Origin of the sequence: Streptomyces sp. NPDC059866, from assembly GCF_042731325.1 — a bacterium.
GTDB lineage: Bacteria > Actinomycetota > Actinomycetes > Streptomycetales > Streptomycetaceae > Streptomyces > Streptomyces flavusporus.
Genome location: NZ_JBHWJT010000002.1, coordinates 139,053 through 161,254, shown reverse-complemented (window position 1 = coordinate 161,254; position 22,202 = coordinate 139,053). Strand labels below are relative to the sequence as shown.

The 22,202-nt window shown below is 72.6% G+C and carries 20 protein-coding genes and 1 pseudogene; 11 read left to right on the top strand and 10 right to left on the bottom strand.

Features of this window, described 5'->3' with window-relative positions:
- Nucleotides 1-1,851 carry an ABC transporter permease subunit gene (locus ACFV7R_RS02960; protein ID WP_385259179.1) on the top strand — a complete coding sequence of 617 codons (1,851 nt, stop codon included), beginning with the start codon at nt 1-3 and terminating at the stop codon, nt 1,849-1,851.
- Nucleotides 1,848-3,080: an MDR family MFS transporter gene (locus ACFV7R_RS02955; protein WP_385259176.1), complete on the top strand. Its 1,233-nt coding sequence runs from the start codon at nt 1,848-1,850 to the stop codon at nt 3,078-3,080. The genes ACFV7R_RS02960 and ACFV7R_RS02955 overlap by 4 nt, the downstream gene beginning before the upstream one ends.
- A gap of 10 nt (nt 3,081-3,090) precedes the next feature.
- Here ACFV7R_RS02955 and ACFV7R_RS02950 read toward each other — a convergent pair whose 3' ends face one another.
- The gene (locus ACFV7R_RS02950; protein WP_385259173.1) at nt 3,091-3,945 is read right to left on the bottom strand and encodes a CDP-alcohol phosphatidyltransferase family protein; all 855 of its coding nucleotides are present in this window, start codon (nt 3,943-3,945) and stop codon (nt 3,091-3,093) included.
- A gap of 109 nt (nt 3,946-4,054) precedes the next feature.
- Between ACFV7R_RS02950 and ACFV7R_RS02945 the strand changes: the two genes are divergently transcribed.
- The 5 genes from ACFV7R_RS02945 to ACFV7R_RS02925 all read left to right on the top strand — a co-directional run bounded on the left by ACFV7R_RS02945 (nt 4,055) and on the right by ACFV7R_RS02925 (nt 9,071).
- Nucleotides 4,055-5,038, top strand: a complete 984-nt coding sequence (locus ACFV7R_RS02945) for a zinc-binding alcohol dehydrogenase (protein ID WP_385259731.1) — start codon at nt 4,055-4,057, stop codon at nt 5,036-5,038.
- 100 nt (nt 5,039-5,138) lie between these two features.
- Entirely contained in the window at nt 5,139-5,537 is a 399-nt protein-coding gene (locus ACFV7R_RS02940; protein WP_385259171.1) for a 6-pyruvoyl tetrahydropterin synthase family protein, read from the top strand.
- Nucleotides 5,534-6,715 carry a glycosyltransferase family 4 protein gene (locus tag ACFV7R_RS02935; RefSeq protein ID WP_385259168.1) on the top strand — a complete coding sequence of 394 codons (1,182 nt, stop codon included), beginning with the start codon at nt 5,534-5,536 and terminating at the stop codon, nt 6,713-6,715. Before ACFV7R_RS02940 ends, ACFV7R_RS02935 begins: the two co-directional genes overlap by 4 nt.
- On the top strand, nt 6,712-7,779 hold the full coding sequence (locus ACFV7R_RS02930; protein WP_385259166.1) for a trans-aconitate methyltransferase: 1,068 nt from the start codon (nt 6,712-6,714) through the stop codon (nt 7,777-7,779). The genes ACFV7R_RS02935 and ACFV7R_RS02930 overlap by 4 nt, the downstream gene beginning before the upstream one ends.
- Nucleotides 7,776-9,071 (top strand): lysylphosphatidylglycerol synthase transmembrane domain-containing protein, encoded by a 1,296-nt coding sequence (locus ACFV7R_RS02925; protein ID WP_385259163.1) that lies wholly within the window; start codon nt 7,776-7,778, stop codon nt 9,069-9,071. Before ACFV7R_RS02930 ends, ACFV7R_RS02925 begins: the two co-directional genes overlap by 4 nt.
- Here the strand turns inward: ACFV7R_RS02925 and ACFV7R_RS02920 are convergent.
- Nucleotides 8,981-9,640, bottom strand: a pseudogene (locus ACFV7R_RS02920) (creatininase family protein); the annotation flags it as partial. The gene ACFV7R_RS02925 and the pseudogene ACFV7R_RS02920 overlap by 91 nt on opposite strands.
- 41 nt (nt 9,641-9,681) lie before the next feature.
- Between ACFV7R_RS02920 and ribA the strand changes: the two are divergent.
- The gene (gene ribA, locus ACFV7R_RS02915) at nt 9,682-10,341 is read left to right on the top strand and encodes a GTP cyclohydrolase II (protein WP_385259160.1); all 660 of its coding nucleotides are present in this window, start codon (nt 9,682-9,684) and stop codon (nt 10,339-10,341) included.
- Nucleotides 10,342-10,426: 85 nt separating this feature from the next.
- Here ribA and ACFV7R_RS02910 read toward each other — a convergent pair whose 3' ends face one another.
- Genes ACFV7R_RS02910 through ACFV7R_RS02900 form a run of 3 tightly spaced genes read right to left on the bottom strand, consistent with a single transcriptional unit; the run spans nt 10,427 to nt 13,658 of the window.
- A complete protein-coding gene (locus ACFV7R_RS02910; RefSeq protein ID WP_385259157.1) occupies nt 10,427-11,659 on the bottom strand; it encodes a serine hydrolase domain-containing protein in 1,233 nt (410 codons plus the stop codon).
- 59 nt (nt 11,660-11,718) lie between these two features.
- Entirely contained in the window at nt 11,719-13,086 is a 1,368-nt protein-coding gene (locus ACFV7R_RS02905) for an MFS transporter (RefSeq protein WP_385259155.1), read from the bottom strand.
- Entirely contained in the window at nt 13,083-13,658 is a 576-nt protein-coding gene (locus ACFV7R_RS02900) for a TetR/AcrR family transcriptional regulator (RefSeq protein WP_385259153.1), read from the bottom strand. Before ACFV7R_RS02900 ends, ACFV7R_RS02905 begins: the two co-directional genes overlap by 4 nt.
- 78 nt (nt 13,659-13,736) lie before the next feature.
- Between ACFV7R_RS02900 and ACFV7R_RS02895 the strand changes: the two genes are divergently transcribed.
- Nucleotides 13,737-14,165, top strand: a complete 429-nt coding sequence (locus tag ACFV7R_RS02895; protein WP_385259150.1) for a PPOX class F420-dependent oxidoreductase — start codon at nt 13,737-13,739, stop codon at nt 14,163-14,165.
- Between the two features lie 64 nt (nt 14,166-14,229).
- Here ACFV7R_RS02895 and ACFV7R_RS02890 read toward each other — a convergent pair whose 3' ends face one another.
- Together ACFV7R_RS02890 and ACFV7R_RS02885 are read right to left on the bottom strand one after the other, a co-directional pair.
- Nucleotides 14,230-15,576, bottom strand: coding sequence for an MFS transporter (locus tag ACFV7R_RS02890; protein WP_385259148.1), 1,347 nt, complete (start codon nt 15,574-15,576; stop codon nt 14,230-14,232).
- A gap of 165 nt (nt 15,577-15,741) precedes the next feature.
- Nucleotides 15,742-16,407 (bottom strand): TetR family transcriptional regulator, encoded by a 666-nt coding sequence (locus ACFV7R_RS02885; protein WP_385259146.1) that lies wholly within the window; start codon nt 16,405-16,407, stop codon nt 15,742-15,744.
- A 142-nt stretch (nt 16,408-16,549) separates the two neighbouring features.
- Between ACFV7R_RS02885 and ACFV7R_RS02880 the strand changes: the two genes are divergently transcribed.
- Nucleotides 16,550-17,425: a shikimate dehydrogenase gene (locus ACFV7R_RS02880; protein WP_385259144.1), complete on the top strand. Its 876-nt coding sequence runs from the start codon at nt 16,550-16,552 to the stop codon at nt 17,423-17,425.
- A gap of 12 nt (nt 17,426-17,437) precedes the next feature.
- Nucleotides 17,438-19,219, top strand: a complete 1,782-nt coding sequence (locus tag ACFV7R_RS02875; protein WP_385259142.1) for a bifunctional sugar phosphate isomerase/epimerase/4-hydroxyphenylpyruvate dioxygenase family protein — start codon at nt 17,438-17,440, stop codon at nt 19,217-19,219.
- Here the strand turns inward: ACFV7R_RS02875 and ACFV7R_RS02870 are convergent.
- Genes ACFV7R_RS02870 through gnd form a run of 3 tightly spaced genes read right to left on the bottom strand, consistent with a single transcriptional unit; the run spans nt 19,206 to nt 22,188 of the window.
- A complete protein-coding gene (locus ACFV7R_RS02870) occupies nt 19,206-20,669 on the bottom strand; it encodes a membrane-associated oxidoreductase (RefSeq protein WP_385259140.1) in 1,464 nt (487 codons plus the stop codon). The genes ACFV7R_RS02875 and ACFV7R_RS02870 overlap by 14 nt on opposite strands.
- A gap of 46 nt (nt 20,670-20,715) precedes the next feature.
- Entirely contained in the window at nt 20,716-21,303 is a 588-nt protein-coding gene (locus tag ACFV7R_RS02865; protein ID WP_385259138.1) for a histidine phosphatase family protein, read from the bottom strand.
- A gap of 6 nt (nt 21,304-21,309) precedes the next feature.
- On the bottom strand, nt 21,310-22,188 hold the full coding sequence (gene gnd, locus ACFV7R_RS02860; RefSeq protein ID WP_385259729.1) for a phosphogluconate dehydrogenase (NAD(+)-dependent, decarboxylating): 879 nt from the start codon (nt 22,186-22,188) through the stop codon (nt 21,310-21,312).
- Nucleotides 22,189-22,202 lie beyond the last annotated feature (14 nt).

Sequence of the window (22,202 nt, the reverse complement as noted above, 5' to 3'; positions counted from 1 at the left end):
ATGCACCACCACCGACGGGCGGTCACGCTGCTGTGGCGGGCCGCACTCGCCGCCGCCCTCGTGTGCGCCACCGGCCTGCTGCCGTGGCTCGCGCACACCGACCCGGCGCTCACCGTGCTCAAGGCGCGCTCGGCCGACCGTGAGCCCACGCCCGAGGTGCTGGCGGACATCCGCGCGCAACTCGGGCTCGACGCCGGTCCGTTGCATCTGTTCGGGCAGTGGCTGGCCGGATTGCCGCGGGGGGACGCCGGGCGGTCCTGGCTGTCCGGTACCGAGGTCATGCCGGCCGTGCTCGCGGCGCTCGGCGTGTCCCTGCTGCTGACGGCGGTGGCCCTGGTCGTCGCGGCGGTCACCGCCGGGCTCGTGTGCGCCCGCACCCTGTGGCTCGGTTCGCGCCGCCGGCTCGGTGGGCGCCGGGCGGGCGGCAGCGGGTCGGCGGTCCTTGCCGCGCTGCCCGAGTTCCTCACCGCGTCCGTGCTCGCCACCGTCGTAGGAGTGCAGCTCGGGTGGCTGCCCGCGCTCGGCTGGTACGGGCCGCAGTGGACGGTGCTGCCCGGGCTCGCCCTCGGGGTGCCCGCCGGGGCCGTGCTCGGGCGGATGCTCGACGATCTGCTGCCCGGTGCCTTCGCCGAGCCGTGGGCGCTGGCCGCGGCGGCGCGCGGGCTGCCGGGGCGGAGCATCGCACGTCAGGCGGTGCGGCGGTGTGTGCCAGCGCTGCTGCCGAACGCCGGGCTGTTCGTCGTCGGCCTCACCGGCGGGGCCGTCGCCGTGGAGCAGATCTTCGACATCCCCGGCCTCGGCCGCACCACCCTCCAGGCCGCCCTCGCCCAGGACCTGCCCGTCCTCCAGGCCGGCACCCTGGCCCTTCTGCTGGTCGCGGCGGCGGCCACCGCACTGGCCCGGCTCGCCGCGCGACTGCTGATCGGCCCCGCCCTGCGCGACGGTGCCCTGCCCACCCTGCACCGGCCCACCCCGCCCGCACGCCGCATCCTGCCCCTCGTGCACGCCGCCGTACTGCTGGGCGTCATCGCCGCCGGACTGCCCCGCGATCCGCTCGCCCTCGACACCACCGAGCGCCTCCGACCGCCCTCCTGGACGCACCCGTTCGGCACCGACTCGCTGGGCCGGGACATGCTCGCCCGGATCGGTCACGGCGCCCTGGACACCCTGCTGCTCGCCCTCGCCATCACCGTCGTCGCCCTGTTCACCGGCGTGCTGCTCGGGCTGGTGCCCCGCCTTTCCGGGCCCCTCGTCGACACCGTCAACGCCGTACCGGCCGTCCTGGGCGCGTTGCTCGTCACCGCCGTGGTGGGCGGCGGAACGGCCACGCCCGCGCTCGCGGTGAGCGCCGTCGCCTGGGCGCCGCTCGCCGCGCACACCTCCTCGCTGCTGCTGCAGGAACGCGCCGCCGTGCACATCACCGCCACCCGTGCCCTGGGCGCCGGCCGACGGTACCTGCTGCGCCACGAACTGCTGCCCGCCGTCCTGCCGCCCGTCACCCGCCACGCCCTGCTGCGGCTGCCCGGCGTCGCACTCTCCCTGGCCTCCCTCGCCTTCCTCGGCCTCGGCGCCCAGCCGCCGTCCCCGGAGTGGGGCCTGCTGCTCGCCGAGAACCAGCCCTACGCCGAGCGCGCCCCCTGGGCCGTCCTCGCCCCCGCCGCCGTCCTCGCCCTCCTCGGCGCGCTCGCGGTGACCGCGGCGAGCGGAGCGAGCCGGGGGTCCCCCCGGCCGAAGGCTGGGGGAGGAGTGCGATGGCGGCCCCGGCGGGCGGACCGCCGTACGGCCGCCGTCCGGGCCGAACAGGTGCCGGTCACCAAGGAGTTGGCCGCCGTCGGAACGGAGACCCGATGACCGCCCTGTCCGCCGCCCGCGTTCGGCGGTCAGCGGAACGCACCCGCCTGTCGCCGCTCCTGCGACTGCTGATCCTCACCCAACTCGCCTTCAACATCGGCTTCTACGCCGTCCTGCCCTTCCTGTCCGAACACCTCGGACAGGCGATCGGCATGGCGGGCTGGCTGGTCGGATTCGTGCTCGGGCTCAGGACCTTCAGCCAGCAGGGGCTGTTCGTGGTCGGCGGGGCGCTCGCCGACCGGTACGGCATCCGGCCGGTCGTGCTCGCCGGCTGCGCGCTGCGCATCGCCGGGTTCGCCTGGCTCGGACACGCCGGGCAGACCTGGTCGGTGATCGGCGCCGTCCTGCTGATCGGCTTCGCCGCGGCGCTGTTCTCGCCCGCCGTGGAATCGGAGGTCGCCCGGCAGGCGGTGCTGTGGGAGGAGGAGAGCGGGGGCTCGCGCACCCGGGTGCTGGCGCTGTTCACCGTGGCCGGTCAGGCCGGTGCGTTCGTCGGCCCGCTGCTCGGCGCGCTGTTGCTCGCGGTGGATTTCCGTACGGCGTGTCTCGCCGGTGCGGGGGTCTTCGTGCTGGTCCTCGCCGGGCACGCGTGGCTGCTGCCGCAGCGCATCCCCGGGCGGGAGCGCGTCCGGGTGAAGGGCGGGCTTCGGGCGCTGCTGCGCAACCGGCGCTTCCTGGCGCTGTGCTGCGCCTACGGTGCCTATCTCCTGGCGTACAACCAGCTCTATCTCGCCCTGCCCGACGAGGTGGAGCGTGCTACGGGTTCGCAGGCGCCGCTGGCCTGGCTGTTCGCGCTGTCCTCGCTGCTGGTCGTGACCGCCCAACTGCCCGTCACCCGCTGGGTGGGCGACCGGCTCGCCCTGCGCCGCTCCATGGCGGCCGGACTGCTGCTGATCGCCGCCGGGTTCGCCGTCGTCGCGGTGGCGCGGCCCGCCGGGTGGAGCGGTACGGCGGGGCTGGTGCCCGCGGCCGGGTTCGTCGTGCTGCTCACCGTCGGGCAGATGCTCGTCGCGCCCGCGGCACGGGCCTGGGTACCGGACCTTGCGGAGGACGGCCGGCTCGGTCTGTACACCGGGGCGCTGTCCTCGGTCTCGGGGCTGATCGTCCTGGTCGGCAGCGCGGCCACCGGCTCACTGCTCGACGCGGGTCTGCCGTCGGCCGTGCCGTGGCTGGCGCTGGCCGCCGTACCGGCAGCGGCGGTCTGGCTGCTGCCGCGCCGGGCAACCTGAACGACGGCCGTCAGCCGGCGACGGGCTCCAGCACCTTCTCGGAGACGTCGAGGGGCGGGGCGGTGCCGGCGGGGGCGGCCGGCTCGATGCGAGCGCTCGCTCCGGTGGGCGTCACAGCGCGGCCCGCAGCCTTTACGGCCCCGTCCTGCTGCCCCCGCGACGTCCGCCACAGCCACAGCACGTCCCGTCCGAAGGACCACACCAGGAGAGTCAATGCCACCGCCACCACCCCGGCGTTCGCCAGGAGGGGCAGCAGGTCCGCGGCGGCGACCAGCAGGAGCACGCCCTGCAGTGCGGCCACCGTCTTGCGGGCCGTGCTCGGCGGCAGCGGGGCGTCGAGCCACGGCAGGACACGTGCCGCGGCGACGAAGACGTACCGCATGCCGCCGATCAGCAGCACCCACGGACCCAGCGACATCGACACGTACACACTCAGCACCAGGATCAGAAACGCGTCGACCTCCATGTCGAACCGCGCCCCCAGCGCCGAGGACGTGCCCGTGCGCCGGGCGACCTTGCCGTCGACGCCGTCCAGGATGAGTGCCACCGCCGTCAGGCCGACGAACAGCGTGACCGGCGGTGAGCTCTGGAAGGAGTCGGCGACCAGCGCGGTCACCGCGCCGACCAGGATCGCGCGCCCGAGCGTGACCCGGTTGGCCGGGCCGAAGGACCGCAGCCGTGACCGGTGCAGGGCCCGCGAGAGGACCGCCCAGGTGGCGATCGCGAAGGCGAGGCCGGTCAGCCAGCCCGCCGGTCCCATGCCGATCGCCGTGCCCAGCAGGGCCAGCAACAGGACCTGCAGGCCCGCGCCCACGGCGGTCTCCTGCTGGACCAGCCTCGCGTCGTACGTGTTGTTCAGGGCCACCGAACATCCTCCGGCCGTGTGACAGAGTCGATCAACGCCGCGTACTGTGCGCGGCTTGTGCACACCTCGGTACGTGAACAACTTCCCGATCGTTCAGGAGGACCTGTCGATGACCCGCAGCGCACGTGCGTTCTGGCTCCGCTCGCCAGGTCAGGGCGAGATACGGGATGTGGACCTTCCGGATCCCGCCGAGGACGAGGTGCTGGTCCGCAGCCTGTGGTCCGGGGTGAGCCGCGGCACGGAGACGCTGGTCTTCCGCGGCGGGGTGCCGGAGAGCCAGTACGCGGCCATGCGGGCGCCGTTCCAGGAGGGCGACTTCCCCGGCCCGGTGAAGTACGGCTACCTCAACGTCGGTCTCGTGGAGCAGGGGCCGGCACACCTGGTCGGCCGTACCGTCTTCTGCCTCTACCCGCACCAGACGCGGTACGTCGTCCCCGCCGCCGCCGTGACACCCGTACCGGACGACGTCCCCGCCGAACGGGCCGTGCTCGCCGGTACCGTGGAGACCGCCGTCAACGCGCTGTGGGACGCGGCGCCCCTGGTCGGCGACCGGATCGCGGTGGTCGGCGGGGGCATGGTCGGCTGCTCGGTGGCCGCGCTGCTGGCCCGGTTCCCCGGCGTGCGCGTCCAGTTGGTCGACGCCGACCCCGGCCGGGCCAAGGTCGCCGAGGCGCTCGGCGTCGACTTCGCGTCCCCCGAGGACGCGCTCGGCGAGTGCGACCTCGTCGTCCACGCCAGCGCGACGGAGCAGGGACTCGCCCGTTCCCTGGAACTCCTCACCGCCGAAGGCACGGTCATCGAACTGAGCTGGTACGGCGACCGCCGGGTGAGTCTCCCGCTCGGCGAGGCCTTCCACTCCCGTCGCCTGGTCGTCCGCAGCAGCCAGGTCGGCACCGTCTCCCCGGCCCGCCGCGCCAGCCGCACCTACGCCGACCGGCTGGCCCTCGCCCTCGACCTGCTCGCCGACCCGGCCCTCGACGCGCTCGTCACCGGGGAGTGCGCTTTCGACGAACTCCCGGATGTGCTGCCCCGGCTCGCCTCCGGGGAGATTCCCGCGCTGTGCCACCGGGTGCGGTACGAGGACCCCGCCTAACGGGAGCCTGACCTCAGAAAAGACGTACGAGCCGCTGAACAAGGGAAGGACAGCAGCCGTACTACTCGGCATCCATGCCCCGCACCTGGAGGGTCGTCCGTTGTTCAGTGTCACCGTCCGCGATCACATCATGATCGCCCACAGCTTCCGCGGCGAGGTCTTCGGGCCCGCGCAGCGCCTGCACGGAGCGACGTTCCTGGTGGACGCAACGTTCCGGCGCGAGCAGCTGGACGACGACAACATCGTCGTCGACATCGGACTGGCCACACAGGAGCTCGGCGCGGTCGTCGCCGACCTGAACTACCGCAACCTCGACAACGAACCCGACTTCGCCGGGATCAACACCTCCACCGAGTTCCTGGCGAAGGTCATCGCCGACCGGCTCGCCGAGCGGATCGAGAAGGGTTCGCTGGGCGAGGGCGCCAAGGGACTGGCGGGCATCACGGTCACGCTGCACGAGTCGCATGTCGCCTGGGCGAGTTACGAGCGTGCCCTGTGACCGACACGACCATGGAGAAGTCGCCCCTCGCCTTCGTCCCCGCCCAGCCCGCCGCCCCGAAGAACGGCGAGATCATCCCCATGTCCCTGCGTACCGTGCACTTCGTCATGCCGGGTGGCGTGGACGACCCGGCCACTCCGAGCGGCGGCAACGCCTATGACCGGCGGGTCTGTCTGGACCTGGTCGGCTTCGGCTGGCAGGTCCGCAAGGTGGTCGTCGACGGGACGTGGCCCCGGCCGGGGGCCGAGGCTCGTACGGAACTCGCCCGCAGACTGGGGGAGTTGCCGGACGGTTCGGTCGTACTCCTCGACGGGCTGGTCGCCTGCGGCGTCCCCGAGATCGTCGTCCCCGAGGCCGAACGGCTGCGCATCGCGGTCCTCGTCCACCTCCCCCTCGGCGACGAGACGGGCCTCGCGCCCGCCACGGCGGCCGAACTGGACGCCAGGGAACGCACGGTCCTCAGGGCCGTCGGGGCGGTGATCGCCACCAGCGACTGGGCGGTCCGCCGGCTCGTCGCCCACCACGGCCTCGCCCCCGACCGGGTCCATGTCGCCGCCCCCGGCGCCGACATCGCGCCCCTCGCCTCCGGAACCGACGGTGTCTCACGACTGCTGTGCGTCGCCGCGGTCACCCCGCGCAAGGGACAGCACCGGCTCGTCGAGGCGCTCGCCACGGTGACCGACCTGCCGTGGAGCTGTGTGTGCGTGGGCGGACTCGGCCAGGACCCGGAGTACGTCGCGCAGTTGCGCACCCTGATCAGGAAGTACGGCCTGCAGGACCGCATCCGCCTCGCGGGCCCCCAGGCCGGCGCCGAACTCGACGCCAGCTACGCCACCGCCGACCTCATGGTCCTCGCCTCCTACGCCGAGACCTACGGCATGGCGGTCACCGAGGCCCTCGCGCGCGGTATCCCGGTGCTGGCCACGGACGTCGGCGGCCTTCCCGAGGCGGTCGGCCGCGCCCCCGACGGCGGCGTCCCCGGCATCCTCGTCCCGCCGGAGGACCCGGCGGCCCTCGCCGCCGAGTTGCGCGGCTGGTTCGGCGAGCCCGACGTACGGCGCCGCCTGAAGTCCGCCGCCCGCAACCGCCGTGCCGCACTCGACGGCTGGGCGACCACGGCGAAGAACCTGGCCGGCGTACTGGGCCGGCTCCCGAACGAACCCCGGAGGGCAGCATGAGGAGCACGCCGACGGCTGCGCAGGGAGCCTCCGCGAGGATCCCGGCCCAGCCGGGACCGCGGGGCGAGGAGAGCGGGGGGAGTGCGCAGGCGGCTCCGGCCGCAGGGGAGGCCGACCCCCAGGACGGGCCCGTTGCTGCGGCTCCCGGCGAGGCCGTCAGTGCCGGTGCCGGTCCCGTCTCGCGCCCCGGTGAGCGGCCCACCGTGCGGTTGCGTGACGCCGATCCCGACGAGCCGCCCCGGTACGCGCCCGAGTGGCTGGAGCTGCGGGAGGGGGCCGACGCGGCCGCACGGGCGCCCGAGCTGCTCGACCCCTTGCGTATCCGGCTCGTCAATCTGCCGGGACGGGCGGACGGGTTCGTCGTGCACGACCTGGGCTGCGGCACCGGCTCGATGGGCCGTTGGCTCGCCCCCCGGCTGGACGGCGCCCAGCACTGGATCCTCCACGACCGCGACCCCTACCTCCTGCACTTCGCCGCCGTCGGCTCCCCGCGTTCCGCCGCCGACGGCAGCCGGGTCACCGTCGAGACACGCCGCGGTGACGTCGCCCGCCTCACCCCGGACGCCCTGGCCGGCGCGTCCCTGGTGACGGCGTCCGCGCTGCTCGACGTCCTCACCCGGGAGGAGATCGACACCCTCGCCGCCGCCTGCACCGGGGCCGGCTGCCCGGCGCTGCTGACGCTGTCCGTGGTCGGCCGCGTCGACCTCACCCCCGGCGACCCGCTCGACACGGAGATCACCGAGGCGTTCAACGCCCACCAGCGCCGCAGCGGCCTGCTCGGCCCGGACGCGATCACGGTGGCGTGCGAGGCGTTCGCCGACCACGGGGCGACCGTACGGGTGCAGCCCAGCCCGTGGAAGCTCGGCCCGGACGAGGCCGTGCTCACGGCGCAGTGGCTGCGCGGCTGGGTCGGCGCGGCGGTCGAACAACGCCCGGAGCTGGCGGGGCGCGCCCAGAAGTACCTGGCGGCCCGCCTGGCCGCCTGCGCCGCGGGCGAGTTGCGCGTCGTCGTCCACCACAGCGACCTCCTGGCGCTGGCCCGGCCGACGGGCGGAGCGTCATGAGCGCGCGGACGGCGCACGCGGTCACGCTGCCGATGCCCAGGCCCGGGACGGCGAGGCCGCTCCCCGATGGGAACGCGGTGACCCCTCGCCCGTCCGACGTCCCGTCCGACCGCCCCCGCCGCGGGCGTGCCCTGCGGACCCACCTCGGCACGATCGCCGGTGTCGTCATCCTCGCCGTCCTGTTGTGGCGCCTCGGTACCGGTGTCTTCCTGGACGGGCTGCGGCGGATCGATGCGTTCACGCTGGTCGCGGCGGTCGGGATCGGCCTGTTCACCACCGTGTTCAGCGCCTGGCGATGGCAGTTGGTGGCCCGGGGACTGCGGATCCGGCTGCCGCTCGGGCCGGCCGTCGCCGACTACTACCGTGCGCTGTTCCTGAACGCCGCCCTGCCCGGCGGCGTCCTCGGCGATGTGCACCGCGCCGTACGGCACGGGCGGAGCGCCGGTGATCTGGGCCGCGGCGTGCGCTCGGTGGTCCTTGAACGGACCGCCGGTCAGGCCGTGCTGGCCGTGGCGGGCGTGGCCGTCCTGCTGACCGTCCCGTCCCCGGTCATGGCCGGGGTCCGGCACGTCGCCGTGCTGCTGGCGTTCGCCGCGCTGGGCGCGCTCGCGATCGTGCTCGCCCTGCGCATGAACCGGACGCCGTCCACCCGCCGTCCTGCGCTGCTCGACGAGGCACGCGAGGCCCTGCTGTCCCGCCGCAACGGCCCGGGCGTCGTCGGTTCGTCCGTCGTCGTCCTCGCCGGCTATGTCGTGATGTTCCTGCTCGCCGCCCGGGTCGCCGGAACGTCCGCCTCCGTGACCGTACTGCTGCCGCTCGCGGTGCTTGCGCTGCTGGCGATGAGCCTGCCGCTCAACGTCGGCGGATGGGGCCCGAGGGAGGGCGTCACCGCCTGGGCGTTCGGCGCCGCCGGGCTGGGCGCGGGCAACGGACTGGCCGTCGCCGTCGTGTACGGCGTGCTGAGCTTCGTGGCGAGTCTGCCGGGCGCCCTCGTCCTGGTCGCCCGCTGGTACGCAGACCTGCGCGCCGGTTCCGCGACCGTCGTACCGGACGCGGAACCGGGCCACGCACCCGACGGCGACTACCCGCGCTCGCCCCCCGCCGGGGCCGATGGCGAGGTGAGCACCTTGAAATACGCGCCGAACGACTCGGCCAGACTCGCCAGCAGCTCCTTCCCCTTTTCCGCGGCTCCGAGTGAAGGACGGCCTATGACACCCGAATCGGTATATGCGGACATGCCCAGGGTGAGCAGCTGGCGCCGGTCGTCCGCGACGAAATCGGCGCTCTCATAACCGGGCCGGACCAATTCCGGATGAGTGTGCAGAAGGATGGAGGTCTCGATTTCCCCCGCGTGCATGTCGGTGAGCAGCGAGGTCCGCACCCCGGCCCGCTCCCTTGCCGCCTCCCAGTCCTCAGCGGCCGGGAACAGCGCCATGGTCTCGCCCCGCGCGGAGGACTCCTGAACGACGTTGCCCAGGACGTAGTTTCCGCCGTGCCCGTTGACCAGGACCAGGGCCTCGACGCCCGACCGGCGGAGCGACGCCGCCATGTCCCGTACCACCGCATGAAGGGTCACTGAGGAGATGCTGACGGTCCCCGGCCAGGCCGCGTGCTCGTGCGAGCAGGAGACCGTCACCGGAGGGAGGAGGTGCACCGGGTACGCGTCGGCGATCTCCCGGGCGATCGCGCAGGCGACGAGCGTGTCGGTCGCCAGCGGAAGGAACGGCCCGTGCTGCTCGAAACTGCCGACGGGAAGGACGGCGACCTGTCGTGAGACACCGGCTCCGCGCGCGCGTACGTCCTCCGTGGTGTCGGACGGCACCAGCCCGTGTGTCACCGACCGCGTTCCCGAACCACTCATCTTTTCCCGGCCTTTCGTCTCTGCATAGGAACTCGAGAATCATGACAGAAAACCTTGGCGTAATCGGCAAGAAGTCACCGCAGCGCACGGGCGTGGAACGCGTCGTGAATGCCCCCTTGCCCACCGTGTACGGCGAATTCAGCGCGGTCGGCTATCTGGACCACGACCGTGGTGACGAGCAAGTGGCCCTGGTCTACGGCGACATCGGCACCGACGACGTTCTCACCCGGCTGCACTCGGAGTGCCTGACCGGGGACGCCTTCGGCTCGCAGCACTGCGAGTGCGGCGACCAGCTGGCCTCCGCGCTGCGTGCCGTCGTCGCCGAGGGCCGCGGCATCGTCGTCTACCTCAGAGGGCACGAGGGCCGCGGTATCGGGCTGCTCGCCAAGCTGCGCGCGATGGCCCTGCAGGCGGAGGGCCTGGACACCGTCGAGGCCAACCTCGCCCTCGGCCTGCCGGTGGACGCCCGCGACTACCGTGTCGCCGCCGAGATCCTGCGCGACCTGGGGGTGCGTTCGGTGCGCCTGATGTCCAACAACCCGCGCAAGCGGGAGGCGTTGCTGCGGCACGGCATCCAGGTCGCCGAGGAGGTTCCGCTGCTGATCCCGCCGTGCGAGAACAACATCACGTATCTGCGGACGAAGCGGGAGCGACTGGACCATCATCTGCCGCACCTGGACGCGGTGGCGCACTGGTCCTGAGCCGGCGCGGCACGCGTCCTGACGGGAGACCGCCCCGGCGTCCGGGCCGGGGTGACCCGCCGGGGCCGCTCACGCGCTGAAACGGTCAGTCCGTCACCGCGTCGTGGATCAGCTGCTTGAGGTCCCGGAACATCGTGTGCGAGGTGCGCGGGCGCACCTGCGTCAGAAACTGCACGGTCAGGTCGCGGGTCGGGTCGACCCAGAACGTCGTGGTCGCCACGCCGCTCCAGCCGTACGTGCCGAGCCCGGCGTGCGCGATCGTCCGGTCGGGGTCGATCACCACGGACACGCCGAAGCCGAAGCCGACCCCGTCGTTGCCGGGCTCGTCATGGGCCGGACGGCTGCCGAAGGCGCGCAGGTCGGCACCGCCGGGGAGGTGGTTGGCGGTCATCAGGTCCACGGTCTCGGGGGCGAGGAGCCGGGTGCCGTCGAGCTCACCGCGGCGGCGCAGCAGCTCCGTGAAACGGTGCACGTCGTAGGCGCCGGCCACCATGCCGCCGCTGCCCGACAGGAACCGCGGCCGCCCGTGCAGCGGCAGTCCGGGGATCGGCTCGATTCCGGTGCCGTCCTCCTTCTCCCCGTACAACTCGGCCAGCCGGCCCGCCTGTTCACCGGTGACCTCGAATCCGGCGTCCGGCATCCCCAGCGGGCCGAAGATCCGCTCGGCGAAGAACACGTCCAGCGGCTGCCCGGACACCACCTCGACGACCCGGCCGAGGACGTTGCTGGCCACCGAGTAGTTCCACTGCGTGCCCGGATCGAACTGCAGCGGCAGGCTCGCGTACACCTCGATCGTCTCGGCGAGGTTCGCGCCCGGCGGCACGGACGACTCCAGACCGGCCTCGCGGTAGAGGGCGTCGACGGGGTGGGTGTGGTAGAAGCCGAAGGTCAGGCCCGCGGTGTGGGTCATCAGATGCCGGACGAGTATCGGCCCGGCGGCGGGGCGGGTTCTGGTGTCCGTGCCGGAGCCGCTCTCGTACACCCGGGCGTCGGCGAAGGCGGAGAGGTGACGGGCGACCGGGTCGTCGAGCGAGAGCCGCCCCTCCTCCATCAGCAGCAGCGCGGCGACCGCGGTGACCGGCTTGGTCATGGAGTAGATCCGCCAGAGCGTGTCGGGCTCGACGGGGAGTCCGGCGGCGATGTCGCGGCAGCCGTGCGTCGTGAGGTGGGCGACCCGGCCGCCGCGGGCCACGCAGACGAGGAAGCCGGGCAGCCGGCCCTCGTCGACGTAGTGGGCGAAGTGCTGGTCCAGGCGGTCCAGCGCCTTCGCGTCCAGCCCGGCCTCGCTCGGGTCGACCTCTTGCCGCAACTGTGCCATCGCTCGCCTCCGGTTCCGTCGAGTGCGATCGGGATACCCCGCCCACGCGCCCTCAGACCTCATCGTCGCGCAGCAATCCGCAAACGGTCCGCCGGACGGCCGCGATGCGCCTGACGTGCGGACTCCTCGTCGTCCCGGCCCGGCAGCGCCAGGGCCACCACGGCCCCGGCCGCGGCCACGACGGCGAGGACGGCCAGGGCCACGCCGGTCCCGCCGGTGCCCATGAGCGTGGCCGCCACCGCCACGCCCAGCACCGGCCCGATGTTCATCGCCGTCTGCTGCAGACCGCCCGCCACGCCGGCCGACTCGACCGGGGGCCGGCGTACGACGACATGGGTCGCCGCCACCATCACCGTGCCGAACCCTGCGCCCAGCAGGGCGAAACCGCAGCACAGCGTGAGCGTGGCCGAGCCCGCGGAGAGCACCAGGACGCCGACGGTCAGGACGGCCATCGCCGCCACCGTCGTCCGCCGGGGGCCGGCCCGGCGCAGCAGCACCGCGCACACCGGTGCCGCCGCCACCATCAGCACCGCCAGCGGCAGACTGACCAGGGCGCTGCGCAACGGGTCGAGGCCAAGCACGCCCTGCAGGACGTACGTGCCCACGAACAGCGTGCCGAGCAGTGCCGCCGACGCTGCCACCAGCACCCCGAGCGCCGCAGCGACCCCCGTCGAGCCGACGACCTCCGGTGGCACCAGCGGGGCGGCGGTACGGCGCTCATGCCGGACGAACGCCGCACCGGCGACGGCCGCTGCGATCAAGCCGACGGCCGCCCGGCCGGTCTCCGGCAGTGCGACCAGGGCGTGCACCAGGCAGGCCAGGCTCACCGCGAGCATCAGCGCACCCGGCGGGTCCAGCCGCACGGTGGCCGTCCGGCGTTCCGGCCCGCCCGCCGTCAGGGCGAGCACACCGAAGACCAGGGCGGGGACGACGTTGACGAAGAACACCGAGCGCCAGCCCAGCAGGTCCACCAGCGCCCCGCCCACGACCGGCCCCGCCGCGGCCGCCAGCCCGATGGCGCCGGTGCGCACCGCGAGGGGCGTTCGCAGCCGGTCGGGCGGGTAGGCGGTGCGCAGCATGCCGAGCGTGGCCGGCTGGAGCAGGGCGCCGAAGACTCCCTGCGCGATCCGCAGCCCGATCACCCAGCCGACGCCGGGCGCCAGGCCGATCGCGGCCGAGGTGACGCCGAAGCCGACCATGCCCGTAGCGAACAGGCGCCGGTGCCCGTACCGGTCACCGAGCCGCCCGGCGAACACCAGCAGGGCGGCCACCGCGATCAGATAGCCGGTGCTGGTCCACTGGACCTGTGCGAACGATGCGTCCAGGTCCCGTTGCAGGGTGGGCTGCGCGATGGTGAGCACCGTGCCGTCGAGAGCGACGAGCACGGCCCCCGCCACGCTGCTCGCCAGCGTGAGGCGGCGGTTCACCGCTCGCCCACGGGGCCGAGGTGGGCGTCGAGGGCGGTGCGCAGCAGGGGAAGGAAGTCGTCGGTGCCAGTGGCGAGTTGAAGGCTGCCCCAGCCCCACAGCTGGGCGATGCCGTGCAGCTGCGCCCACAGCGCGCCCGCGACGGCCCGCGCGTCCACGTCGGGGCGGACCCGGCCGACCAGGTCCACCAGGACACCGAACAGCGGCAGGCTGGTGTCGCGGAGGCCCAAGCGACCGCTTTCCAGCAGGTCGTGACGGAACATCAGCTCGTACATGCCGGGGTTGTCGAAGGCGAACTCCAGGTAGATCCGGGTCAGTTGTTCGAGCTGCGTACGCGGGTCCCCATCGGTCACCGTCGTCGTCCGGTCGGCCAGCTCGGCGAAGCCGCGGCGCGCGATGGCGGACAGCAGTTCCAGGTGGGTGGGGAAGTAGCGGCGAGGGGCGCCGTGCGAGACGCCGGCGCGGCGGGCGATCTCGCGCAGGGTCAGCGCGTCCACGCCTTCGGTGGCGACCAGTTCTACGCCGACGTCGACCAGGCGGGTGCGCAGACTGCTGCTTTCGGGCTCGGTCATAGACAGTGTCTACCAGCAGGGCGTAGACGCTGTCTACTCGTTGGGAATGTGAGGCCGTTCCGGGCGGTTGAGCGAGTCATGAGTGAGGACGCGCTGCTGAAGCTGCTCTCCGAAGGCCACAGCGGGGTGCTGGTCACCCTCCGGCGCGACGGCCGGCCCCAGCTGTCGAACGTCATGCACGCCTACTACCCGGAGGAGCGGACCATCCGGATCTCGGTCACCGACGACCGCGCCAAGACCCGCAACCTGCGCCGCGACCCCCGGGCGTCGTACCACGTGACCACCGCCGACCGGTGGGCCTACACGGTCGTCGACGGCACCGCCGACCTCTCGCCGGTGGCCGCAGAGCCGTACGACGACACGGTCGAGGAACTCGTCTGCCTCTACCGTGACATCGGGGGCGAACACCCCGACTGGGACGACTACCGCGCCGCCATGATCCGCGACGGTCGACTGGTGGTGCGGCTACGGGTGGAGAGGGCGTACGGCACTCATCCGCAGGCGTAGAGGGGGCAGGTGAACGCCCGAGCCCCGGAGCCCTGACGGCATCCGGGGGCTCGGGCGTTATGAGTCAGGCCGTCACCGTCTCCGGCTGCGCGGCCTCGCGGGGGGTCCGCACGCCGAGGTGTTCGGTGGGCACCCTGTGGGTCTCGCGGGCGGAGAGTGCGGCGATCACCGGCGGGATGCACAGGGCCGCGGTGAACAGGGCCACGGAGGACCAGTCGTCGCCGTCGGGGCCGGCGATCTGCGCGGCGAAGGTGACCGCGAAACCGGCGACCGCGAAGCCGATCTGCGTGCCGATCGCCATGCCGGACAGGCGCACCCGGGTGGAGAACATCTCGCCGTAGAAGGAGGGCCACACCCCGTTCGCGGCGCTGTAGACGACACCGAAGGCGACGATGCCCAGCAGCAGGGTCAACGGGTACGAGCCGGTGGAGATCGCCCAGAGGTAGAGGAACATCGTGATGGCGCTGCCGACGGCGCCGACCAGGTACACCGGGCGGCGGCCGATACGGTCCGACAGCGTGGCCCACAGCGGGATCGCGGCGAGTGCGACGACGTTGGCGAGGGCGCCCACCCACAGCATGGAGGAGCGGCTCATGCCGACCGAGTCGCTGGTGGCGTACGACAGCGCCCAGACCGTGAAGATCGTGCTGACGGAGGCGATCAGTGCGCCCGCGATCACCCGGAGGACGTCCGCCCGGTGTTCGCGCAGCAGTACCGCCAGCGGCAGTTTCGCGACGCCCTCGGTGGCGGTCTGCTGCTCGAACGCCGGGGTCTCGTCCAGCTTGCGGCGGATGACGTAGCCGACGACCGCGACGGCGACGCTCAGCCAGAACGGCACGCGCCAGCCCCAGGACATCAGATGCTCCTCGGGGAGCGCGGCGACGGGGATGAAGACAAGGGTGGCCAGGAGTTGGCCGCCCTGGGTGCCGCTGAGGGTGAAGCTGGTGAAGAAGCCGCGCCGGTTCGGTGGCGCGTGTTCCAGCGTCATGGAGTTGGCACTGGCCTGCTCGCCGGCCGCCGATATGCCCTGCAGTACGCGGCACAGGACCAGCAGGACGGGTGCGAGGGTCCCCACCTGGGCACGCGTGGGCAGACAGCCGATGAGGAACGTGGAGATGCCCATCAGCATCAGCGTGAAGACCATGATCTTCTTACGGCCGACCCGGTCGCCGAAGTGTCCGAGGAACAGGGCGCCGACCGGGCGGGCGGCGTAGGCGACGCCGAAGGTGGCCAGCGACAGCAGCGTGGCCGTGGCCGGGTCGGACTCGTCGAAGAAGACCTCGGGGAAGATCAGGGCGGCCGCGCTGCCGTAGATGAAGAAGTCGTAGTACTCCAGAGCGCTGCCGATCCAGGCCGCTGTCGCGGCCTTCTTCGGCTGTCCGGGCGGGGCGGAGGGGGCGGGGACGGACACGGCGGCTCCTTTGAGGGAACTCCAACGCAGAGAACGTAGAGGGAGTGAGCGGTGGGGGAGAAGGGCCGGATCTTCGGCTAATTAACCCACTGGATAGTTAGTCCCGGTGGCTAGGGATGGTGCGCCCGCGTTTCCCTGCTGTCAAGGGGGTGTGCCGTGCGGCGTTCAGTCGGCCGCGCGGTCCGCCGTCAGGTAGGCGATCACCATGTCGCCGAGCATGGTCCGGTAGTGCTCGCGCTGCGCGGGGTCGACCAGGTCGCGGCCGAACAGGGCGCCGAAGGTGGCCCGGTTGGACACCCGGAAGAAGCAGAACGAGCTGATCATCGCGTGCAGGTCGACGGCGTCGACGTCGGCCGTGAACAGGCCGGATTCCTGTCCCGACGCCAGGATGCGGCGGATCACGTCCAGCGCCGGAGAGCCGATCCTGCCGAGCTTCTCGGAGGCGGCGATGTGCTCGGCGCCGTGGATGTTCTCGATGCTGACCAGGCGGATGAAGTCGGGGTGCGCCTCGTGGTGGTCGAAGGTCACCTCCACCAGGCGCCGGATGGCCGCGACCGGGTCGAGGTGCTCGACGTCCAGCTCCTGCTCGACCTCGCGGATCACGCCGTACGCCCGCTCCAGGACGGCCGTGAAGAGCTGCTCCTTGCCGCCGAAGTAGTAGTAGATCATCCGCTTGGTGGTGCGGGTGCGGGCGGCGATCTCGTCGACCCGGGCGCCGTCGTAGCCGGCCCGGGCGAACTCCTGGGTGGCGACGTCGAGGATCTCGGCCTTGGTGCGGGCGGCGTCACGGATGCGCCCGCCTGGTCGTGCCGTTTCGTCGACGCTGGTCATCGGGTTCCTTCGGGCGATGGGCAGGTGCCGAGATTGTAGAGCTCGCCGTCGGAAGTCGGTCCGGAAGTCTTCCCTTGTCCGAGGACTGCCTGCTATGACTAACGTACTAGTTCGTACATTACTGGTGCTCAGGAGGTCCTCGGTGGCCAAGGACTCGTATCTCGTCGGACTGATCGGTTCCGGTATCGGACCCTCGCTCAGCCCGGCCCTGCACGAGCAGGAGGCCGACCGTCAGGGCCTGCGCTACCTGTACCGGCTGATCGACATCGACATCCTCGGCGTGCCGCCCGGGGCGGTCGGCGAACTGCTGCGGGCCGCCCGCGACCTCGGCTTCGACGGGCTGAACATCACCCACCCGTGCAAGCAGCTCGTCATCGACCACCTGGACGCGCTCGCCCCGCAGGCCGAGGCGCTGGGCGCGGTCAACACCGTCGTCTTCGAGGACGGCCGCGCCGTCGGCCACAACACCGACGTCACCGGCTTCGCGGCCTCCTTCGCCCGGGGACTGCCCGACGCCCCGATGGAGCGGGTCGTACAGCTCGGCGCGGGCGGCGCGGGCGCGGCCGTCGCGCATGCCACCCTCACCCTCGGCGCCGGGCAGGTCACCGTCGTCGACGCCCTGCCCGAGCGGGCCGCAGCCCTCGCCGGCTCCCTGAACCGGCACTTCGGCAGCGGCCGGGCGGTCACGGCGGCCCCCGAGGAGCTGGCCGGCCTGCTCGAGCGCGCCGACGGCATCGTCCACGCCACCCCCACCGGCATGGCCGCCCACCCCGGCCTGCCCTTCCCCGCCGGCCTGCTGCACCCCGGCCTGTGGATCGCCGAGGTGGTCTACCGCCCGCTGGAGACCGAACTGCTGCGCACCGCCCGCGCGATCGGCTGCGCCGCTTTGGACGGGGGCGGGATGGCCGTCTTCCAGGCCGCGGACGCCTTCCGGCTGTTCACCGGGCGCGAACCCGACAGCGCCCGGATGCTCGCGGACATCGCCGAGCTGGCGGGCGCCGTGGGAACTCCCAGGTAGAGAGGTACCGCCATGCGTACGTCCATCGCCACCGTCTCCCTCAGCGGATCCCTCACCGAGAAGCTCACGGCCGCATCCCGGGCCGGCTTCGACGGTGTCGAGATCTTCGAGAACGACCTGCTCGCCAGCCCCCTCACTCCCGAGGAGATCCGCGCCCGCTGCGCCGACCTCGGTCTGGGCATCGACCTGTACCAGCCGATGCGCGACATCGAGGCCGTCCCCGCCGACGAGTTCGCCCGCAACCTGCGCCGGGCCCGGCACAAGTTCGAGCTGATGCGCAGGCTCGGCGCCGACACCGTCCTCGTCTGCTCCAGCGTCTCCCCGCTCGCCGTGGACGACGACCCGCTCGCCGCCGAACAGCTGCACCGACTCGCCGATCTCGCCCAGGACTTCGGCATCCGCGTCGCCTACGAGGCGCTCGCCTGGGGCCGCCATGTCAACACCTACGACCACGCCTGGCGCATCGTCGACGCGGCCGGCCATCCCGCGCTCGGCACCTGCCTCGACAGCTTCCACATCCTCTCCCGCGGCTCCGACGTCAAGGGCATCGAGGACATCCCCGGCGAGAAGATCTTCTTCCTCCAGCTCGCCGACGCCCCGCTGCTCGCCATGGACGTCCTGCAGTGGAGCCGCCACTACCGCTGCTTCCCCGGCCAGGGCGGCTTCGACGTCGCCGGGCTCGTCCAGCACGTCCTGCGCACCGGTTACGCCGGCCCGCTCTCCCTCGAGGTCTTCAACGACGTCTTCCGGCAGGCCGAGGCCGGCCCGACCGCCGTGGACGCCCACCGCTCGCTGCTGGTGCTCCAGGAAGCCGTCGGCGCCGCGGTCCTGCCCCAACCGGCCGTCCCCACCTCAGTCGCCTTCGCCGAACTGGTCACCCCCGACACCGAACCCGTCTCCGCCCTGCTCACCGCCCTCGGCTTCGCCCGCACCGCACGGCACCGCACCAAGCCGGTCGACCTGTGGCAGCAGGGCGAGGCCCGCATCCTGGTCAACACGGGACCGGCCGTACCCCGTGGCGGTACCCGACTCGCTGCCATCGGCCTTCAGTCACCGGACCCGGCAGCCGCGGCCGAGCGCGCCGAGGCGCTCCTCGCCCCCGTGCTGCCCCGCCGCCGCGCCCCCGAGGACGCACCGCTCGACGCCGTGGCCGCTCCCGACGGCACGGAACTCTTCTTCTGCGGATCCGACCGCTGGCGCACCGACTTCGACCACCTCGCCCACACCCCCGCCGCCACGGACGTCCACCGCATCGACCACCTCGCCCTCACCCAGCCCTGGCACCACTTCGACGAGGCGACCCTCTTCCACCGCAGCGTCCTCGGACTGCGCGCCCAGGAGAGCGTCGATGTCGCCGACCCCTACGGCCTGCTGCGCAGCCGCGTCGTCACCAACGCCGACGGGAGTGTCCGTATCGCCCTGTCCGTCGGTGCCGCGCCGACCGACGACACCGTCCGCGCCCAGCACATCGCCCTCGCCACCGACGACGTGATCGCCGCGGCCCGCCGCTTCCGCGAGGCAGGCGGTCGCCTGCTGCCCGTCCCCGCGAACTACCACGACGACCTCGCGGCCCGCTACGACCTCACCGACGAGGAGCTGAAGACGTACCGCGAACTCGGGATCCTCTACGACCGGGACGCGTACGGCGTCTTCCGCCACTGCTACACACAGACCGTGGGCCGTGTCTTCTTCGAGCTGGTCCAGCGCGACGACGGCTACCGCGGCTACGGCGCCCAGAACGCTCCGGTGCGCCTGGCCGCCCAGCACGCGATGAAGCGGGTCACTGGCGGCTGATGGTCCGGGTCAGGCCCGCCGCGACCGTCGTGGCCAGGATCCAGCCGGTGAGGACGAGGACGTAGGCCAGCACCTGGTACCCGCCCTTGGGGGCGAACGCGGGTTCCTGGCCGAAGGAGATCACCGGCAGCAGCAGGTCCAGCGTGTAGAACACCGGGTTGAAGGGCGGGGCCTCGTCGGCCTTCAGCGGCTGGGGATGGTGCAGGGCGAAGGCGACGGATCCGACCGCGAGCAGCGACAGCAGCCAGCCGGCCGCGCGCAGCGGACGGAAGCCGTAGCCGACGGTGGCGTCCTGGACGTGGCCCCACAGGCGGCCGTACCAGGGGAGGGTGCCGCGATGCCGGCGCTGCTTGGCGAGCTGGACCAGCCGGGCGGCGTGGTCGTCGCCGATGCGCTGATAGGCGGCGGTCAACTGCTCGTAGGCGTGCGGGACATAGCCGTCGCCGTCGCGCTCCAGCATGGGGAGGCGGCGTTCGGCGGGCTCGTGCGGGGTGAGGGAGGTGTAGGTGAGGCTGTTGAGGAGGACGCGGTCCGGCAGCATCTCCGGCTCCAGGAACAGGACCTCGATCTGGGCGCGCCGCAGATTGAGCGTGCCTTCCATGGGCGGGCCCTTGCGCAACCAGAGTTCGCCGATCGTGCTGCTGCTCGCCCGCAGCACCGCCTCGCCGGGGTTCGACAGGTGTGCGTACGCCAGGTCGAGCCGGCCCGCGATCCGGGCGCCACGCAGACCGATCCACCCCTGCACGCGCGCCTGCCGCATCAGGAAGTGGCCTCCCACGCTGAGCGTCTCCGCGTCGAGGGCGCCGTGTCCGAGATGGCTGAGCTCTGCCTCGTTGAGGTTGACCGACCCGCCGACGTCGGCGCCGTTGAGCCTGATCTGCCCGTGGACGCGCAGGCCGGGGACCCACAGGTCGTCGCCCACGGTCACCTGGTTGAGCTGGAGCACCGGTTCCTGGGCGTCCGGCGCGCCGATCTCCGCGCCCTCCATGTACAGGCTCCCGGCGATCTGGGCCCCGCCGAGCCGCACCACCCCCCGGAACCGGGCGCGCGTCATCCGCAGGACGCCCTCCACGTGCACGGCATGGGAGGTGAGCCCCGGCAGGACGGACTCGCTCAGGTTGAGCTCACGAAGCCGGCAGCCGTAGAAACGCGGCACTTCGTCGAAGTAGCAGTGCCTCAGCCGGGCGGGGTGGTCGATCGTCGCGTACTGCAGGTCGAGCATTCCGGTGATGCGGGCGCCCGCCAGACTGAGCGAGGCTATTTCGCCGTCCTCCTGCGGTCCGTTGAGGAGGAGCGATCTCAACACGGCGGCGCGCAGGGTGCGTTCGGGCCCCCAGTCCGCCCCCGTCGCCGGGTCCTCGTCGTCGACGGTGCGGAAGTCCACGAACTCCCCGCGCGGAAAGGCCCGCCACACCCGTAGTTCGGCCGCCGTCAGATCGTTGATCTCCATCGCCGGCGACTCTGACCCGACCGAACCACGGGTGTCAACACAGCACCTACGGCCGGGTGTTCCACTCCGCGACGACCGGCCGCCCGTGCTCCGTCGACAGCCGGCTCACCGTCCCCGTCGCCAGCTGGAACAGCCGCCCGTCCCCGGGCGGAAGCCCGAGCCGGCGGGCCGCCAGGACGCGCAGGAAGTGGGCGTGGGCCACGAGGACCACGTCGCCCTCGGCGAGCGCGTCGCCGACCCGGGACAGGACACGGTCGGCACGGGCGCCCACCTCGGCCGGGGACTCGCCGGGATGCCCCTGGGGGCCGGGCGGCACGCCGTCCGTCCACAGGTACCAGTCGGGACGGGTGCGGTGGATCTCGCGGGTGGTGACACCCTCGTAGCCGCCGTAGTCCCACTCGTGCAGGTCCGGGTCGGGTACGGCCCCGGTCAGGCCCGCCAGTTCGGCGGTGCGTATCGCGCGGGCCAGCGGGCTGGTGAGCGCGAGCGCGAAGGTCCGGCCGGAGAGGGAGGGAGCGAGGGACTTGGCCTGTTCCTCGCCGTGCCCGGTGAGGGGCAGGTCGGTCCAGCTGGTGTGCTGTCCCGACACGCTCCACTCCGTCTCCCCGTGGCGGACCAGCAGGAGATCCCCCACGGCCGGCTACTCCTTCGACTCGACGGCGTGCCCGCCGAACTGGTTGCGCAGCGCCGCGATCATCTTCATCTGCGGGGAGTCGTCCTGCCGGGAGGCGAACCGCGCGAACAGCGACGCCGTGATCGCGGGCAGCGGCACGGCGTTGTCGATCGCCGCCTCCACCGTCCACCGGCCCTCGCCGGAGTCCTCGGCGTACCCGCGCAGCTTGTGCAGGTGCTCGTCCTCGTCGAGGGCGTGCACCGCGAGGTCGAGCAGCCAGGAGCGGATGACGGTGCCCTCCTGCCAGGAGCGGAACACCTCGCGGACGTTGTCCACCGAGTTGACCTTCTCCAGCAGTTCCCAGCCCTCCGCGTAGGCCTGCATCATGGCGTACTCGATGCCGTTGTGGACCATCTTCGAGAAGTGCCCGGCGCCGACCCGGCCGGCGTGGACATAGCCGTAGGGGCCCTCCGGCTTGAGCGCCTCGAAGATCGGCTTCAGCCGCTCCACGTGCTCCTTGTCGCCGCCGACCATCAGCGCGTAGCCGTTCTCCAGGCCCCACACACCACCGGAGACGCCCGCGTCGACGAAGCCGATGCCCCTGATGCCGAGTTCGGCGGCGTGCTTCTCGTCGTCCGTCCAACGGGAGTTGCCGCCGTCGACCACCGTGTCACCCGGGGACAGCAGGTCCTTGAGTTCGTCGATGACGGTCTGGGTGGCGGTGCCGGCCGGGACCATCACCCAGACCGTGCGCGGCGCGTCGAGCCGCTCGACCAGTTCGGCGAGGCCGGAGACGTCGGAGAGTTCGGGGTTGCGGTCGTAGCCGATGACGGTGTGGCCCGCGCGGCGGATCCGCTCGCGCATGTTGCCGCCCATCTTGCCGAGACCGATGAGACCCAGCTGCATCGTTGTCATGACGG

Excerpts from the sequence above, each read along its gene's own strand:
- ACFV7R_RS02960 (WP_385259179.1), top strand. The coding sequence starts at position 1 with ATGCACCACCACCGACGGGCGGTCACGCTGCTGTGGCGGGCCGCACTC.
- ACFV7R_RS02895 (WP_385259150.1), top strand. The coding sequence starts at position 13,737 with ATGAGTGAGGACGCGCTGCTGAAGCTGCTCTCCGAAGGCCACAGCGGG.
- ACFV7R_RS02910 (WP_385259157.1), bottom strand. The coding sequence starts at position 11,659 with ATGGCACAGTTGCGGCAAGAGGTCGACCCGAGCGAGGCCGGGCTGGAC.
- ACFV7R_RS02925 (WP_385259163.1), top strand. The coding sequence starts at position 7,776 with ATGAGCGCGCGGACGGCGCACGCGGTCACGCTGCCGATGCCCAGGCCC.
- ribA (WP_385259160.1), top strand. The coding sequence starts at position 9,682 with ATGACAGAAAACCTTGGCGTAATCGGCAAGAAGTCACCGCAGCGCACG.
- ACFV7R_RS02870 (WP_385259140.1), bottom strand. The coding sequence starts at position 20,669 with ATGGAGATCAACGATCTGACGGCGGCCGAACTACGGGTGTGGCGGGCC.
- ACFV7R_RS02885 (WP_385259146.1), bottom strand. The coding sequence starts at position 16,407 with ATGACCAGCGTCGACGAAACGGCACGACCAGGCGGGCGCATCCGTGAC.
- ACFV7R_RS02955 (WP_385259176.1), top strand. The coding sequence starts at position 1,848 with ATGACCGCCCTGTCCGCCGCCCGCGTTCGGCGGTCAGCGGAACGCACC.
- ACFV7R_RS02875 (WP_385259142.1), top strand. The coding sequence starts at position 17,438 with ATGCGTACGTCCATCGCCACCGTCTCCCTCAGCGGATCCCTCACCGAG.
- ACFV7R_RS02945 (WP_385259731.1), top strand. The coding sequence starts at position 4,055 with ATGACCCGCAGCGCACGTGCGTTCTGGCTCCGCTCGCCAGGTCAGGGC.
- ACFV7R_RS02900 (WP_385259153.1), bottom strand. The coding sequence starts at position 13,658 with ATGACCGAGCCCGAAAGCAGCAGTCTGCGCACCCGCCTGGTCGACGTC.
- gnd (WP_385259729.1), bottom strand. The coding sequence starts at position 22,188 with ATGCAGCTGGGTCTCATCGGTCTCGGCAAGATGGGCGGCAACATGCGC.
- ACFV7R_RS02930 (WP_385259166.1), top strand. The coding sequence starts at position 6,712 with ATGAGGAGCACGCCGACGGCTGCGCAGGGAGCCTCCGCGAGGATCCCG.